Origin of the sequence: Roseinatronobacter thiooxidans (genome assembly GCF_001870675.1) — a bacterium.
Lineage (GTDB): Bacteria > Pseudomonadota > Alphaproteobacteria > Rhodobacterales > Rhodobacteraceae > Roseinatronobacter > Roseinatronobacter thiooxidans.
This window is the reverse complement of record NZ_MEHT01000026.1, coordinates 12,953-29,306: the sequence shown is the minus strand read 5'-3', so window position 1 is coordinate 29,306 and position 16,354 is coordinate 12,953. Positions and strand designations below refer to the sequence as shown.

The 16,354-nt window shown below is 57.2% G+C and carries 13 protein-coding genes and 1 pseudogene; 8 read left to right on the top strand and 6 right to left on the bottom strand.

Features of this window, described 5'->3' with window-relative positions:
- Positions 1 to 288: 288 nt before the first annotated feature.
- Positions 289 to 415, bottom strand: a pseudogene (locus BG455_RS17605) (IS701 family transposase); the annotation flags it as partial.
- 817 nt (positions 416 to 1,232) lie between these two features.
- Between BG455_RS17605 and BG455_RS17350 the strand changes: the two are divergent.
- Positions 1,233 to 1,370, top strand: a complete 138-nt coding sequence (locus tag BG455_RS17350; protein WP_170124802.1) for a hypothetical protein — start codon at positions 1,233 to 1,235, stop codon at positions 1,368 to 1,370.
- 85 nt (positions 1,371 to 1,455) lie between these two features.
- On the opposite strand, the gene BG455_RS11545 is transcribed toward BG455_RS17350, so the two are convergent.
- Positions 1,456 to 2,136: a response regulator gene (locus tag BG455_RS11545; RefSeq protein ID WP_071470165.1), complete on the bottom strand. Its 681-nt coding sequence runs from the start codon at positions 2,134 to 2,136 to the stop codon at positions 1,456 to 1,458.
- Between the two features lie 551 nt (positions 2,137 to 2,687).
- Between BG455_RS11545 and BG455_RS11540 the strand changes: the two genes are divergently transcribed.
- From BG455_RS11540 to BG455_RS11525, 4 genes are all read left to right on the top strand, one after another.
- A complete protein-coding gene (locus BG455_RS11540; RefSeq protein ID WP_143079928.1) occupies positions 2,688 to 3,077 on the top strand; it encodes a hypothetical protein in 390 nt (129 codons plus the stop codon).
- 264 nt (positions 3,078 to 3,341) lie between these two features.
- Complete coding sequence (locus BG455_RS11535; RefSeq protein ID WP_071470163.1) at positions 3,342 to 5,432, top strand: hypothetical protein; 2,091 nt, start codon at positions 3,342 to 3,344, stop codon at positions 5,430 to 5,432.
- Positions 5,433 to 5,444: 12 nt separating this feature from the next.
- Complete coding sequence (locus BG455_RS11530; protein WP_071470162.1) at positions 5,445 to 5,777, top strand: hypothetical protein; 333 nt, start codon at positions 5,445 to 5,447, stop codon at positions 5,775 to 5,777.
- 183 nt (positions 5,778 to 5,960) lie between these two features.
- Entirely contained in the window at positions 5,961 to 6,731 is a 771-nt protein-coding gene (locus BG455_RS11525) for an IclR family transcriptional regulator (RefSeq protein ID WP_111361426.1), read from the top strand.
- A 490-nt stretch (positions 6,732 to 7,221) separates the two neighbouring features.
- On the opposite strand, the gene BG455_RS11520 is transcribed toward BG455_RS11525, so the two are convergent.
- On the bottom strand, positions 7,222 to 8,343 hold the full coding sequence (locus BG455_RS11520) for a cystathionine gamma-lyase (protein ID WP_071470160.1): 1,122 nt from the start codon (positions 8,341 to 8,343) through the stop codon (positions 7,222 to 7,224).
- A 271-nt stretch (positions 8,344 to 8,614) separates the two neighbouring features.
- On the opposite strand from BG455_RS11520, the gene BG455_RS11515 reads away from it, so the two are divergent.
- Positions 8,615 to 9,838, top strand: a complete 1,224-nt coding sequence (locus tag BG455_RS11515; protein WP_071470167.1) for an MFS transporter — start codon at positions 8,615 to 8,617, stop codon at positions 9,836 to 9,838.
- 556 nt (positions 9,839 to 10,394) lie between these two features.
- On the opposite strand, the gene BG455_RS11510 is transcribed toward BG455_RS11515, so the two are convergent.
- Complete coding sequence (locus BG455_RS11510; RefSeq protein WP_071470159.1) at positions 10,395 to 11,039, bottom strand: response regulator; 645 nt, start codon at positions 11,037 to 11,039, stop codon at positions 10,395 to 10,397.
- A complete protein-coding gene (locus BG455_RS11505; protein WP_084386330.1) occupies positions 11,036 to 13,168 on the bottom strand; it encodes an ATP-binding protein in 2,133 nt (710 codons plus the stop codon). Before BG455_RS11505 ends, BG455_RS11510 begins: the two co-directional genes overlap by 4 nt.
- 288 nt (positions 13,169 to 13,456) lie before the next feature.
- Here BG455_RS11505 and BG455_RS11500 point away from each other — a divergent pair, with 288 nt between their 5' ends.
- Together BG455_RS11500 and BG455_RS11495 are read left to right on the top strand one after the other, a co-directional pair.
- Positions 13,457 to 14,140, top strand: a complete 684-nt coding sequence (locus BG455_RS11500; RefSeq protein WP_170124801.1) for a hypothetical protein — start codon at positions 13,457 to 13,459, stop codon at positions 14,138 to 14,140.
- A gap of 296 nt (positions 14,141 to 14,436) precedes the next feature.
- On the top strand, positions 14,437 to 15,378 hold the full coding sequence (locus tag BG455_RS11495; protein ID WP_170124800.1) for a surface lipoprotein assembly modifier: 942 nt from the start codon (positions 14,437 to 14,439) through the stop codon (positions 15,376 to 15,378).
- Positions 15,379 to 15,519: 141 nt separating this feature from the next.
- Here BG455_RS11495 and BG455_RS11490 read toward each other — a convergent pair whose 3' ends face one another.
- Entirely contained in the window at positions 15,520 to 16,191 is a 672-nt protein-coding gene (locus BG455_RS11490) for a cupin domain-containing protein (protein WP_071470156.1), read from the bottom strand.
- Positions 16,192 to 16,354 lie beyond the last annotated feature (163 nt).

Here is a 16,354-nt window from a genome sequence, read left to right as displayed (position 1 = left end):
AATACGCAACTGTAGTATTAACATTACAGTTGCGGATATTGTCGAATTTTCCGATATGCGATGGCGGCATCGAGCTGATGCTGGCGTCGCCTAATTGACCAGTCCCAGATGACATCAAGACTAAAGATTGTGGTTCGCAGCAGACGGCAAATGAGTCTTCGGATTTCTGATGTTGCCATACAGCGCTGAAGGCGTTTGATGAGGTGGTGACCGGCGGCATGCGTGGACCCGTTTCGGTCTGTTTTTGAAAAACCGTTTTTCTCTGATCAGCCATGAGCTTTGGCAGGAATGCCGCTGCTGCCATGACAAGGCTGATGTGGCGATGCCAGCCATGCAATGAAATCGCCTCGCAGTGATCCAGTCCCAGATCGTCCTTTGCGCGCAGGAAACATTCTTCGATGGTCCAGCGCAATCCGGCGGCAACGGCCATCTCTGAAAGGGATGTTTCCGAAGGCGCATGCGCGAAATAGTAGGAGATATTCCCGGGACCGCGAAGCGTACGCCCGCCGAGAGCCGCTGCTCTGAGCAATTGAACGCAGGCCCGACAAATGCCTTCAGTTCATCAAGCGCCCCGCGCAAATTTCCAAAGCTGTCAGCCCAATCCAATACAGACATGCGCATGTTCCCAATCCAATCGCGCAAGTGAATCAGAACTCAACACAATACGCTACTGTAGTATCAGGCCCCAACGACTTGCAGAATAGCGCATGGGTCTTGCGACCATGGCATCGGAAAGGGGGCGTTGGGGACGGATACCCCAACCACGCGGTCCGGACATGTCCGAGCTTGAAAGTGCTGTCCAGGATGCCGCGCGCATGGATCACAGGTTTTGTGCAAACTCTGCTGCGGCGTGCCGGACTTGGCGTGGCGGCCCGAAAACCAACGCCCAGTGCCACCGTCAGAGAACCCTGAAAGTAAGGCAGGCGTAACGTAGCGCAAACGACCTGATGCCACCGAAATGACTTGATCAAATCCTATCCGGTCCGTGACGGCAGACGGAGCATATGACATGCGCAATTGTCATCGTGTCTTTGCGGATCGCGCTGGCCACGCTGTCGGTCCACCGCGCAGGTATGCCAAACTGTAGAAACCCAAAAGTGGCGCGAGGTGGTCAATGCAGTATGATCGCTGGGCCGCGCGCTCTGGCAAGGATCAAGCAGAGGCCACTGCCGGAACTGCGGTGAAACGCCGATGCCATTGTTGAAAATGCAGGGCTGACTGGCGCATATACCTTGTTAATTGACGCTATCATTTTCCGTGGCGTGACCGATCTGACGGTGCCGGACCAGCTAAATACCAGTATTTATGCCATGCGTTCGCGCCTTGGCGATGCGGGGAATGGACAGCGTGGGACATTCACCGCAGAATAGTAGACTTAATCTGCGCCATCGGCGGCATAGTGGTGACTAAAACATGGCTGTGCGGCTTGGGTGAACAAGACAAAGCGTGTCCCAGTCATTCCGATGACAGTTGTCCTGACAGCAAGATATCAGGCAATCCGCGCTTCATGGCTTCAATAACGATTTGGGTGCGGTTGCGGGCGCCCATCTTGCGGCAGATCGACCTGACATCCATTTTTATGATGCCGTCTTCAAGACCCAGTTCGCGGCCAATCTCTTTGTTTTGCATGCCTTCACACAGAAATCCAAGCACACGCATTTCTCGGGGTGTCAGGTCAATCTCTGTCGTGTTGTCTTCCGCCGTCGGGCGCATGTGTTGAGCTGGCAGATATAAGACGCCCTCTGCCACCAAACGCAAGGCGTGTTTCAGTGCCCTGAATGGCAGGGTCTTTGGAATAAAGCCCCCCGCACCTGCAGCGATTGCGCGCTCCACAATCATAGGGTTCGCAGAGCTGGCAAAGAGCACGACCGCACTGTCGGTCTTGTCAATCAGGTGACGCAACCCGTTCATGCCATCCATGCCCGTGACTTCATAATCAAGCAACACAACGTCAAAGCGCGCAGTCTCGTCAATTCTGTCATGTGCTGCATGAAGCGATGTTGCCGATTCAGCGTAAATTCCGCTTTCCATGTTCAGTGCTGCCGCCAATGTCTCGCAGATGAGTGCATGATGATCGACGACCAGAATCCGTAACTCCTCTGACGCAGGTGCGATATTTCGAGCGTAGCTTGTCATTTTTATCCACCGTTCAACTATTAAGATAGTTTGTTATCGAAAATTCTACCCTGCATCAATAGATCAGCGTCTCACCATGCGAAATATCACACTTACTTTCGACAGTTAGGTGGTTTTTCTGGCAGGTCAACGCAGCAATCCTGCGGCATACATCGTGCCCGAATTCTTCTGGGCCGTGCTGCAATGCCTTTACCCGGCCGCCTTGCATGCGACACGCGAAAAGGCATTTTCCCTGCCGAAAGTGACACTATGCGCATCACGGGGCAGTGCGCGCAGATGTCAAGCGACGCGCTGTGTGCAAGCCAAGCGGAACTTTCGGTTTCGTACCGCGCCACGAATTTGATAGTGGACCGCCGCAAATATGAAAGGCCATTGTTTCATCTGCGTATTTGCTGTGTGGGCAGGCAAATCGCTATCCCTTTCTAGCACGCATGACGTGTGCATCGAAATAACGGGAGACCACGATGACGAAAACATTCAAACTGTCCACAGCGGCGCTGGCACTGATTGCAGCACCTGCTTTTGTTTCTGCAGATTCTCTTGCTGTCAGCATGAGCGCGACTTTCGGCGCTCAAGACGTAAGTATCGTGACTGGCGACGCTGGCGACGGTACTTGTATCGGTACGGGCACAGATCTGGTATGCTCGGACGGTGGGAGCATCACCGTTGATGGCGATGTCACCAGCGGTGCTGACCTTAACGTTCAGAGCCAGACATTGACTGTCGCAAGCCCGACATCGGTTTCGGTTGCTGCGGCAACTGGTGCAAACGCAGCAGCCAGCACCGCTGGTGTCACTGTTGAAGGCGCTGCCGATGCAACTTTCGCCAACTCGGGTGGTGGTGACGTAGCATCATCGGAGCAGACTGGCAGCTTTGTGAGTGACAGCTACACCTCGAATGTCAGCTTCGGAACCCCCGGTGAGACGCAGCCTCTGCCGTAAGGCACTTAAGGTTATGTAGAATGACATGTGCCGGCCCTACTGGGCCGGCATCATACCCCCTTTTTGAAAGCGCACACCCAAAGAATGCGTTGCGACAAGGGGAGTGGTCGATCTGCGCCAGCGCAGACTGTCTTTTGAGCAAGCGAGGCTGTGATGCGTAACATTCCGAAACTGGGCACAACGGTAGACCGGCCAACGGGACAAAGGAAACTACGTGTAATTTCAATTTCAAGCCTCACCCCTTACCGATCTGCATTGCGGTATATGTATGCAAGTACAGTGGCGCTTTCGGTCATGGCCTCGGCGGCCCATGCGCAGACAGAAACAGAAGCGCCCCTTCCGGATGAAGCGCCCGCCACCGCAGGATCGGATGTGCAGGGGCTGGACGAGCTGTACAGACAGACGGAAATCCGCTCTCAGGTTGCACGCCAAGACCCGCCACTGACAACCCGTTTCACCCTGAACCGGCAAGTTATCGGCCCTGACAGCCAGCGCTCTGCGCGGGTGGGCCTGTTATTCGGCGCCCGTCGCGCGCTTGAGCCAGATGTCTTCGCGCTGATCCCCTTTGACACGAGCATAGACTCCTCGATTGAAGATGGTGTCGGGGTTCGGCGGCAAACCGGCTGGTATGCGCAGCTTCAGATGGTCGATCGCAGCCGTCAGGTTGAGTGGCGCCGCCAGACCCCCGTTGAATTGATAGGGGTAGATATTGACCTGAGCGTTACCGGCGGTTGCCTGCCCGGCGCACCCGCAGGGGCTGTCTGCACATTTACACCCGGCGTAACAGTTGGCGAAGATGATATAGACCCGGACACACTTCTTCCTGGCCGGTTCAGGTTTGACTCGGAGTTTGGGCAGCGCATTGATCCGCGCACGCAACAGGCGCTGAAAGATGCTGAAGGCTTCTTTGTGCGGGGCGACCCTGATCTCAACGAACGCGTCGGCATGTCGCTGCGCCTGCCAAATACAGGTCAGGTGCTTGATGAATCGCGCATTTCTTTAAGTGGTGCGTCACGCACTGAAACCGTAAGACGGCGCCCGATATTCACGCTGTCCAAAGTCGAAAGAACCCTGCGCAGCAATGATGTTGCGGCATCGCTGTCACACACAACCCGCAGCATTGTACTGCTAGAGCCGGAAGAATGGGACGCTTACACTTTAAGCGCGCAACTTGCCGCGTTGGTTCTGCCAAGCCTTCATGGAAGCCTTCCGGCTGGTCAGGGCGGGGCACCAAGAGGTGATATCAGCAACAATCTGTTTCTGGCGTCCAATAACCTGCGCATACCACAAGGCGGGTTCACAATGTTCCAGACGGGTACTGGTCGGGTAGTCCATCCGGAAACACGCCCCCGCAACCCAGATGAAACGCCAACAGCCTTTTTCAACAGCATCTGGCTTGGTGTCTCGCCTGTCCGTACAACCGTACAATCGACCAACAGGCGCTACAGCGTAACCGGCGAGCGTATTTTTGACCCTGATCAACGGTTTTACTATGAGGGCGGCACTGGTGATCCGCTACAAGATATCACAGGGCGTATCACGATCATCGACGATGTTGCGCGCGATATCAGCTCTTTAGAACTGCAAAACATAGGTGATCTGTTTTTGCAGGTTGGTCTGGGCGTTTCACGGCAAAGCGCACTTGAGGAACTAATAACGCAGCAGCGTTCCAGATTTCGCTATGTGCCGCATCTGTCCTTTACGGGCAACCGCACCGACGGTCGGTCTGTCGTGCGCTATTTCATGGGGGTCTTGAACCCAAGAGATGCAAATTTCTACGTCGGGGCCGATGCAACCTATCAAGCTGCAAATGGGTTTCGGTTTTCTGCAAGCGCTGTCGGCTATACCAACCCCGACCCGGACCATTTCAGCAATATCGAACTGAACATTGCCCGCAGCTTTCAAGCAGGGAACGGGGGCATTATGACCCTTGGCGTGGCAGGCGCATTGGAGTTTGACCGGCCTGCACTGATCGCGGAATCTGCTGGCACCCAAAACCAGAATGATCGAATTGATGTGTTTGGACAGTATCAGGCAGACTGGGGGCGCGTCACAGGGCGTTTGCGCGCGACAGGCCTGCGCAACGGGACGACCAGACGCAGCGCGACATTCGGGGCGTCGCTGCCGATTTTCGACCGCTCGCAAATGTCCTTGCAGGTCACACCTGTGTCAAATGAAGATGCCTTTATTCAAGCGCAAATCGGGCTGGCCGCGCCGATATCAGAAAACGCCAATAGCCCCGTTCTCAGGGCACAATATGCGCGCATGAGATATAACTTCGGCAACGATGCGTTCGGTCAGAACCAAAGCGCATCCGAAGATACGTTCCGTGCATCTATGCAGTTTGAATTTTAACCGAGAGGCCGCATGAAACACATCTTGAACATAAAAAACGCGTTCATTCACCAGTCGAAATTGCTTGTCTTGGGTGCCGCCTTTGGCGCGCTCAATCTATCCCATGCCCTTGCTGAAGACGCGCCGGTAGAAAATGGCCCCCTCAGTCACCTTGAATTGGTGATGGTTCAATCCGGGGATGAGTTGCGCTCTATCAGCTTAGGAATAGGCAGTGGTATGGATGTGCAGATCGAGAGCGGATACATCAACGCCGATGGTGAGTTTGTCGAAATTCAAGCCGACGAAAAAATGGAGTTTCATCAAGGAATTGGCTCCTACAGTTCGGTTGTCGTATTTGGCGAGTAGTTAAATTCAGAGTAGCCATGCTGTTATAATTCTATGCCTGTGTAGATAGCTGATTTCGGACAGTGAAAACGGCTCAGAATACATGCGGTGCTGCGCATGTATGCAGCGCTTCTAAGGGTTTAAGTTTTCTTTTATCCCGCAGAGACATGCGCGGTGGGTCAAGCATAATACTGGGGTTTACGGATGCCACTGGAAGATTCTAGCAAGTCAGACGCGCAAGATATTTCAGAGCATAACTCACCAACACTGCGCTTGCTGCTTGTTTTTGAAGCGATTGGCACTCACGGCCCCATCACGCTAAAACATCTGGCGGATATTCTACCAATTCACCGATCATCAATCTGGCGCGCTACAAACACTCTCAAGGCGCGGGGCTGGGTACGCATGCGGCTTGGCGATCACGCTTTTGAATTGACTGGTCGGCTTGGTACGTTGTTGACTGACTTTCACTTTGCTGCTGCCGACATCGATGGCGCAGCGGGCCTGATTCATGAAATTGTTCAAGTGCGCTCCTTGCATGTCGAATTTTGCCAGTTTGTTGCCACTGGAAAATTTGTCATGATCGAAAGCTCTTACAGGTCGGTCGAGCGCGAAGGCTTACGCTCTTTGGTTTCGGATTCTGCCGCTCTTGCTGCACAGATTGCAATGTCAGCACCCGAGCGCGACACACATCTTGACGCCTATTGTAAACAGGCTTCAGAAATCGAGCGTGAAATCATCGCTTCCGGAGAACACCAGAAAACGCTTCGGAATTACGCAAACACGGGTGTTGTCTGGAACACTGATTTACTGGCTGTAAGCTTACCTTGGATCGGAGCATCCGGTACGTTTGGCGCAATGACAATCATTTCAAAATCATCCACAAAGAAAGCAGCCGACGAACTGGAACAGTTTGCGCGATACCTTGTAAGAACCCATGCTCACGGTGCTCGAGCGGAAGTCAGTGGGTTTTAAAGAGTATACATAAAGGGATATTGAAGTGGACACTGAAATCGGCACAAAGGCTGATATTATGCATATATAACAAGATAGCCCGCCAATATTTAGGCAAAATAGAGGTAAGAATTCAACCGCTATCGCACGATTCTGAACGTGTATGCTGTAGCACTGTTCGAAATACGGGATTTAGCCCAGCAAGAGAGAAAGCCATGACAAAGCTTTAGAACATGTTTCGTGCAAGCATTGCTTTGCGTTGAACCAATAAAATACATGAAAAGTGAACATAAAAATGGAATTTTTTTGTCAGGTGTCATAGTTAACAGTCTATTTTATCACCATTTCTGACAACACCTTCGGTCAAGCTGCTCACCCCCTCCAACCTTGAAGGCTTATCCAGCTTGATGACAGATTAATTCACGGGAAAGCACCGGCGTGAACAGCCGGTGAAGCTGCGCTGCGGCAAATCACCGAAGATAGGCCGCAGCGAAAGGCCAAGGCGTGCGATTTATCCTTCCGCACCCGTTAAGACCAGCGCGGTGTCGATTGACTGCCACAACACCTCGACGGGTTCGACGCCGACGGACAAGCGGATAAAGCCCTCTGCCACATTGTCGCCCCAACGCGCGCGGCGTTCGGCAGCGCTGTGGACCCCGCCGAAGCTGGTGGCCTGTTCGATCAATGGGCAGCGTGCGAGGAAGTGTTCTGCTGTCGCGGCATCGGCCAGTTCGAACCCGATCAGGAAGCCGCCATTGGCCATTTGCCCGCCCACGGCCTTATGTGCAGGATCGCCTGCCAACCCCGGATAGCGCAGGCCGCGCACTGCCGGGTGCTGCGCCAGCCGTTCGGCAATAAGCGCGGCAGAGGCGCACATCCGGCTTAGTCGAACTTCCAGTGTCTCAAGGCCGCGATGGACCAGATAGGCCTCGAACGGGCCAGGGACAGACCCCGATTGCCGCCGCCAGTCTGCCACCCGCGCCATCAGTGCCGCATCGCGGCCTGCAACATGACCAAACAGCGCATCGGAATGGCCCGCAGGCGCCTTAGTGTCCGCGGCCACGACCAAATCAGCCCCAAGATCCAGCGGGCGCTGCAGCAGCGGGGTCATGGTGGTGTTGTCAACAATGACCCGCGCGCCGGCGGCATGGGCGCGGGTGGCGATGGTTGCGATGTCAATCGTGTCAAGGCCGGGGTTCGACGGGGTTTCGATATAGATGACGTCAAACCCCGCGAAATCGGCGCTTTCCATCTCCAGCGTCGGGACGGGTATCACATCCACCCCGTAGACCTGCAACATGTCGCGGCCCAACAGGCGGGTGACATAATAGCCATCCGAGGGGATCATTACGCGCGCGCCAGCGCGCAGGCAGCACACAAGCGCTGCCGTGATCGCGGCCATTCCAGACGGAAACGACACCACTTCAGCGTCTTCCAATATGGCAAGCTGCGCCTCTACCGCGTCCCATGTGGGCTGGCCTGCGCGACCATAGGAATGCACCGCCCCTTGGGTTTGCGGCAGGTGAAACGTGGTTGCGACCGAAATCGGGGGCACAACAGGCTCTCCCAATGCAAGGCCCGCTTTGCGGTGGTGGAGAAGGCGGGCGATGCGGGCGTCAGTCTCGGCCGTCATTGGGGTTCCTGAGTGTTGTTCACTGAAAAAGAAGTGCGCTTTCTTGCCGGTATGGGTGGCATTTCTACGCGTCTGTGCTGACAAGTAGCGGCTTGCCCCCGTGCACTCAACCCCTTGTTTCGGGCGCAAAGGCCCCCCGAACCCCGGCGCATTTGCAACATGAAATACTTGATCAATCTGATAAATTGGTGATCTTGGTGCCAGATGACAGGCTGTGCCCGCAATGGGGCGCCCGATCCTTGTTCGTGCAATCAGTCTGTTGGGGGGCGAGATGTCGGAACAGTTGGTTTTTGATAGCCGCTATTCATGGGCCAGGCTGGCTGTGACGCTGGCGATTGCAACAATCGGCAATGTCGGCATGTGGTCGGTGATCGTGATCATGCCTGCGGTGCAGGCGGAATTTGGCGTATCGCGGGCGGACTCGTCCTTGCCCTATACACTGACGATGCTGGGCTTTGGTCTGGGCAACCTGCTGATTGGCCGCGCTGTCGACAGGTTTGGAATGTCCACGGCGCTGATCGGTGCGAGTCTGCTGTCATGCAGCGGCTATCTGGCCGCAGCCGCCAGCCCGTCAATTCTGATATTGTCGCTTGTGCATTTCGTAATCGGCTTGGGCTCTGCCGCAAGTTTCGGGCCACTGATCGCCGATATCTCGCATTGGTTCCAGCGCAGGCGGGGCATTGCTGTGGCGGTGGCCGCCAGCGGCAATTACCTGTCCGGTGCCATTTGGCCCATGGTGCTGGCTGGGGTGCTGCTGGACAACGGGTGGCGCGCGGTCTGTCTTGCGCTGGCCGTGATCGTGACTGTGTTGGTCATTCCGTTGGCACTGCTGCTGCGCCGCCGCGTTCCCGAACTTAGCATGGCAGCGGCTGGAAATTTCTCATTGGCGAACCGTGCGGCCAGCGGGTTGTCGCCGCGCACACTTGCATGGCTGCTTGCGGCTGCGGGGCTTGGGTGTTGCGTGGCCATGTCCATGCCGCAGGTGCATATCGTAGCACTTTGCGTCGATCGGGGCTTTGGCCCAGCCGTCGGTGCCGAGATGCTGTCACTCATGCTGCTGGGGGGCGTTGTTTCGCGGCTGATATCGGGGCTGATCGCGGACAAGCTGGGCGGCGTGCTGACATTGCTTATCGGCTCGGTACTACAGATGCTGGCGCTGTTTTTGTATCTGCCAGCGGGCGGGCTTGTTTCGTTGTATGTGGTTAGTCTGGTATTCGGACTGGCACAGGGCGGCATAGTGCCTGCCTATGCGTTGATTGTGCGCGAATACATGCCCGCGCGCGAAGCAGGTGCTTGGGTGGGTTTTGTGATTATGGCAACGATCCTTGGAATGGCGCTTGGGGGCTGGATGTCCGGTTGGATCAATGACCTGACCGGCTCTTATCAGCTGGCATTCCTGAACGGGATTGTCTGGAATGCGCTGAATATCGCGGTCATGCTGTTCATTCTGACCCGCACCCGACACCCGCGCCGTGACATCCCCGCTGCAGCGTGATTCATGTGGGCACCCCGCTTGGCCTTCACTATGCCTGTGGCAGGTTCCGCACCAAAGAATAACGCATCGCACCAGACTGGCGTTGCACAGAGCAAGGGCTTCGGAAACCGCGCTTTCAAGCGTTTCGGTTTTCCGGTCACATACATGAACGCTTAACCTATTGTTTTATTGAAGTTTCAAACTGAAATAATCTGTTCGTAACATTTCTGGAATTGCATTAAAGCTTGATCGGGGGGGCGCTGGAAATTCAGTGTCAGTTATCTCGGGACAAACCCTCCCTCTGCGGTTGAAGTCATGCCCAGTGGGATCGAAAAGGCGTGGTGCGGCTCACTGCACGTCTATTTCTGCCAGTGTCAATAAAGCGCTGAAAATGCGCGCGCGTCCTGTTCACTAAAGGTGCAGGCACGATGACACACATGTCCGAAGCTTTTGCGCACACGATTCAGGGCTTCAACGAAATGCTTTCAACACTGTTTTTCATTACCCTTACGCGGTAAAAATGCCTCTTCAAAAACAAAAATATCGCGCATACCTGCCGTGAATTGAACGCCACCCCTCAACTCTGGTCCGGTGTACCAAGACCCAATCTTGCCGCGTGCCAAGACGCCTCGGCGCGCGACGAAATGCCCAGTTTGCGGTAGATATCCTTGATATAACCCGCAATGGTATTTTCTGATAAATGCAAGGTTTGCGCAACCTCGGCATTGCGCAGACCCCGCCCGATCATGCCCAGAACCTCGCGCTCGCGGGTGGTCAGGGTGTCGTCCGAAGTAACAGGGCCAGTACGCTGGAAATGCTGCATAATCCGGCGCGCGACCGAGGGGGACAGTGCCGGAATTCCTGCGGCAACCTGCTGCAATTGCACCACCAGCAGATCGCGGGGTTGCTCCTTCAGCAGATAGCCATGTGCGCCTGCCGACAGCGCCCCCACGATCGAGGCGTCATCGCCCATGACTGTTGTGACCACGCAGATCGTGTTTGGCTGCAACAGGCGCAGTCTGCGCAACACCTCCAGCCCCGAGCCGTCGGGAAGAACCAGATCAATCAGCGCCAGATCAAACCTGCGCCGCGCAGATTGCACAAGACCGCTGCTTTGACATGTCGCCTCGTGCAATATGGCCTTTGGGAAGGCTGCTGTCACGATCCCGCGCAACCAGCGGCGGGTTTCGCTTCGGTCCTCGACAATCAGAACCTGTGTCATATGCCCCCCCTTATTCCTTCGGCCAGCGGAATTTCTGCGGTTATGCAGGTGCCGCTGAAGCCGCTGTCAATCTGGATGACCCCGCCCATGGCTGCGGCACGGTCGCGCAGATTGGCAAGCCCGTTCCCGCGCGGCGCGCGCGCAGGATCAAAACCTGTCCCGTCATCGGCAACGCGGACAATGACCCGCCCCTGTGCAACATGAACAGAAATGGCCATTCGTGACGCGGCGGCATGTTTCAGGCCGTTCTGCACGGCTTCGCGGATAATCGCGCGCAGCGTGTAGGCGGCGTGCAACGGCAAGGCCACGGCCTGATCATGCGTGACGGTCCAGTTCATTTCGACACCGGCGATGTAAAGCTGTTCGGCGATCCGCGCGCGCAGCTCGGCCAGCATCTCGTCAAAGGACATGTCAGGATTCGAGGCATTGTTGATAATGTCGCGCAGGTCGGTCAGCGTTTCGCGGATCATGACGTCTTTGCGGGTCTGCTCGGGGCTATGCAGCGCCGCCATCAGTTGCACGCCGATATTGTCGTGGATGTCGCGTGCAATCCGTGTGCGTTCTTCGCAGACCCCCTTTTCATAGGCAGCACGGCTTTCCAATGCCTGCTCCAGCATCGCGGTCATTTCTGTGGCCAGTTCCAGATCGCGCGATGAAAACAACCTGCGCCCGCCATCGGCATATCGCAATGCTAGTGCCGGAATAGTGCCAATGTGCGGCAGCACCAGCGCAAGCCCGTCTTCGTGCAGGAAAGGGGTTTTCACCGCAGTGGCGGGCACGCGGCTTAGCGGGTTGAACATGTCATCCATCAGGGCATGCCAGCGGCCTACCTGATCGCGCTCTGGCGGGGTCATTGCCACATCCATGATCTTGCGGAATCTTTCGGCGCGCGCCGGTTCCTTGCGGCGCAGCATCCACCGTGCAAGCGTGTCGCGTAAAGGCAACCAGACAAGTGCCACGATCAACAGGGACAGCGCAAAAGCCGGGGCGCGATCATCTACGATGGTGAAAATCAGGATCGCATCGATTCCCAACAGCAACACCACGCCCATGACGTAGAACAGAATGCGAAACGCCCAAGTCTCAAGCGCGAACAGCTGGAACCGCGCCACCCCAAGCGCCACCCCCAGATAGATCAGCAGAAAGAACACAAAAGCCATGCCTTGCGACAACATGGACTTCATGCCCAGCAGATGCGGCGCGATGACAGTAACAACAAACGCGCCCGATCCCACCAGCACCGCCAGCCCCAGCCATGACAAGCCCGCGCGGTCACGCGGGTCGCCGCGCGTGGCGTGAAACTGCAACCCCACCAAGGTAATGATGGCCAGCAGCGCCAGAATAACCCCCAGATGAATGCCGATTGCGGGGCTATCAACCGCCCCCGAATACGCCAGACCATACCATGCCCCCAGCACAATTGCCGGAACCGCCAGCCAGCGGGGGCGGAACAGGGGGCGCGGATAGACCATAAACAACCCGATCATCCCCACACCAAAGATGAACGCGCCCAGATGGTTCAGCGCCGATAAGACCCGAAACAGATCGCCCGGCAGAGCAAGCTCTCTTGTTGAATAAACTGACGCCGCAAAGGCCGAGACCATCAGCCCCAGCCCGCTAAACGCAAGGCAGCGCGCCGCCCAGTCGGCGCTGCGCAAGATCCAAATCCAGACCCCGATCCAAACCCCGCTCAGGCCAACTGCGATCTGAAGCCAAAAGGCAAACGGCAGGCTTTGTGCCGGACGCTGGCGCGCGGGGTAAAGGGTGTGAAAGCCCGTCTCGTCCGTAAACTGCACTTCAAGGGTTAACCGGCCACTCCGAAGCATCGTTGCAATCGCGTCCTGACGGGCAAAGAACGCATGCATGGCCGCATAACTCTCTAGCACATCGGGTTCTTCGATCAGATCGTCAGGTGAGAGATGCAACGTATTGCCCGTCGCGTCCCTCAGTGAAATCAGCGCCAAGGCAGGCACATCCGCGCGCAGCAAATCCGCCGCGGGGCCGTCTGAAGCCACCCCCCCGATCTGTATGCCGTCAAGGCGGACACTGTCCCCTATGCGGGCCTCGGACGACAGCTGAAGGCCAAGATATCGCTGGTCCATAGCCGCCCACAGCACCAGCGCAGCCATAGCAAGACTGACTGCGACAAGAGCGTAAATCTGGATAACCGGCGGAATGCGATTTGGCAAAGGCGTGACACCCGTTTAGGACAGGCGATTCAAAATTGAACAAACACATGAAATAAATACGCGCCTATCTTAGCCTGCCCAAAATCTTTGGCAATCCGTGAAACCAGCGCCCCCCCCTGTTCAGGGGGGTGACAGGCAGGGGGCCGCCGGTATCGTGAGCGTCACAAGAGCCAGAGGGTCCGCAAGCGTCCTGTGCCTCTGATTGAAAGCAGATTTTTGGAGGAAGGCATGTTCAAAAGGGTTTCTATGATCCGCACGGGTGCATTGATTTCGGCGACTGTCGCACTGGCGGGCTGTCTTGGTGGCGGTGGCGGTGGCAGTGGCGCAGCCGGCGGCGGTGGTGGCGGGGCAGGTGGCGGCGGGGCCGCGACAGCAGGCCAGCATGACACCCGCTTTGACCAGATATCCAGCATGATCCCAACGACTGACATGCCCACGGCTGGCAGTGCGAATTATGCAGGTTCGGTCAAGACCATCCTGAATGAAGGCAACACGCCAATCGGCACATTGCTGGGTGATATCGAGCTGCAGCTCAGTTTTGGACAGGCCTTTGCTGATGCCACATCGCAAAGCGTGTCCGGGCGCGTACATAACATTCGGGGCACAGTCGGCGACGAGGATGTGACCTATGAAAACGAACTGACCACCGCAGCCGCTGGCCCGCCCAGTACCATGAATATCTCTCAGACATCCGTTGCCGGTATGACATTGACAACAGGGGCGATCATGGCGAATTTCGCGGGTGACGTGACCCTTGATGGCGAGACGGGACAAGCCAACTTGATGCTGGGCGGCGCATTTGCCGGTTCGGGCGGTCAGGCAGCGCATGGCCCTGCCGCAGGAAGCTGGTGGCGGCCCGGCGGGGTCTCTGATTACTCGGTCGGGGGCACTTGGTATATCGAACGCCAGTGATTTCCTTGAACTGGACACACTGGGTCACGTGCTTACTGGCGGGTGTTCGCGTCATTTGGCGCGCGTGTTGTCTGCCCCAGTTTCGCGCATGTGCCCTTGCGGGACTGGCAATATTTGCGTCGCTGGCCCCCACTGGGCTGTCCGCGCAAGCGGGGACCGAAGGCGCACAGCATAGCCTTGCGGCGTTAAACCGTCAGGTCTCTGCAAATCCGGCCGATCCAGACGCACGGCTCAGGCTGGCAATCGCACTGCTGCAATCGGGCGCGCAGGACCGCGCCCGATTTCATCTGTTACAGGTGCGCGCGGCCCCGCTCAGCGCGGATGACCGCGCGCAACTGGATGCGCTGCTCGCGCGTATAGAAGCGCAACGCGACCGCGAAGGTTGGCTCCGTTTCGCCATCGTTCCGGAAACAAACCCCGCCCAGCGCACCGACACCGATACAATCTGGATCGGTGGGCTGCCATTCCGCCTGAACCCCAGCGCACAGGCTGCGCGCGCGACGGGGCTGCATATTGATGCAGGTGCGGCGCTGATGCCGCAGGTTGCGCAAGGCCTGCGGCTGCGCATCGGGGCGCGCGTTTCAGCCCGCCTGTATGAAGATCGCGCCTTGCACGACATCACGCTGCGGGGGGATGTTGGCTTTCAGGGACAGACCATGGCGGGGCATGACTGGCAGATCACGGGGTCCGTGGCGCGGCGCTCCCTTGGGGGGCGCAGTTTCGGGCAGGGTGTGGGGGTGCATCTGAGTTGGTCGCAGCGGCTGGGCCATGCTTCGCTGCTGCGGTTGCGCGCCGAAGCAGTCGATTGGCGGTTTGCCAACCATCCTTCACTCGATGGACCACGCCTGTCAGCCTCGGTCGAGATGCGCCATGCCCTGCGCACAGATCTGTTTGTAACAGGAACCGCTGCCATCTCGCGCGTCAGCGCACGCGCGGGGCATGAGGCGGGGCGCAGCCTGCGGGTTGGGCTGGGCGCGCAGCAAAGTTTTGCAGGTGGGCTGATGCTTGGGGCAGATGCTTTTGTGCAGGACCACCGGCGCGATGACCGCGACCCGCTATTCGGGATCATGCGCAAGGACATGACAAGCGGGTTCGGCCTGCGTGCGATGCACCGCGATGTGACGCTGGGCAAGTATATTCCGGTGATCGAGGCTTCGAGCACGCGGCAACGCTCCAACAGTGCCCTGCATACATGGCGCAACACGCGCGTGTCTGTGTCATTGACCCGCTCTTTCTAAACCCCGCTACATATTATCCGATCAATCCGCTGGGCATGCCAGCTCAGATTGTCGACATTCGCCAAGAGCTGCTGCTCGATGCAGCAAGTGCCGCGAGCAGGAGAAGCCCAGCGCCGATGATGCAGATTTCTGTTGCTGCGGTCAAAATGCCGGTCCTGCAACATGACGCAGATGGCCCGTTTTGAACCAGAAATGCGCGCCGTCAGGGCCTGCTGTGGCGCTAAACTGCGACCCTGCGGGCAGGCGCAACCAGTCCCAACGGGTCAGCGTATCTGCCCCTTCAGAGAGTGCGCCCGCGAGAATGAAAACTTCAAGCCCGCCCGACGCATCGAGGCTGCGCATTGCACCGGGTGCCCAGCGTTCCATTGCGACATATTCGCGGTCATCCTTGTGCAAAGGCACCGTCGTTATGCCCGGGGCGGTCTGGACCGAATTGGCAGCACCACTGTCGATCTGGACCTGCGTGCGATCCGCGAGGTCGAACTGATGCAGCTTGACCAGAATTGTCGCCCCGTCCCGTGCTGCTGGCCTATGCGCAGATGTCGGTGGGTTACGCACATAGAATCCCGTCGGGAAATCGCCATCCTCATCCTGAAAGACGCCATCAAGCACTAGGTATTCTTCGCCCCCCGCATGGGTGTGCGGTGAAAAGGCACTGCCGGGGGCGAAGCGTACGATACTGGTCGCGCGCGCGACCTCGTCTCCGATCCGGTCCAGCATTCTGCGCTGCACACCTGGCATAGGGGAGTCTACCCATCGCCCCTGGTCAAAGCGCACAAGCGCGCGCTGGCTGAAATCTGCATTGAGGTGCATCTTGGCCCTGCTCCATATGTTTGGTCTTGGGGTTCCTAAGGGTAAACTGGGCTGGCAACAGGTTGCGTCAACAAGGAACAGACGCACCTGAAAACATGATGATGCAAAATCCTCTCGGCCAACCGCACAGGTGCCAAGAGGCCTGCCCCCCTGCCCGGCCGCC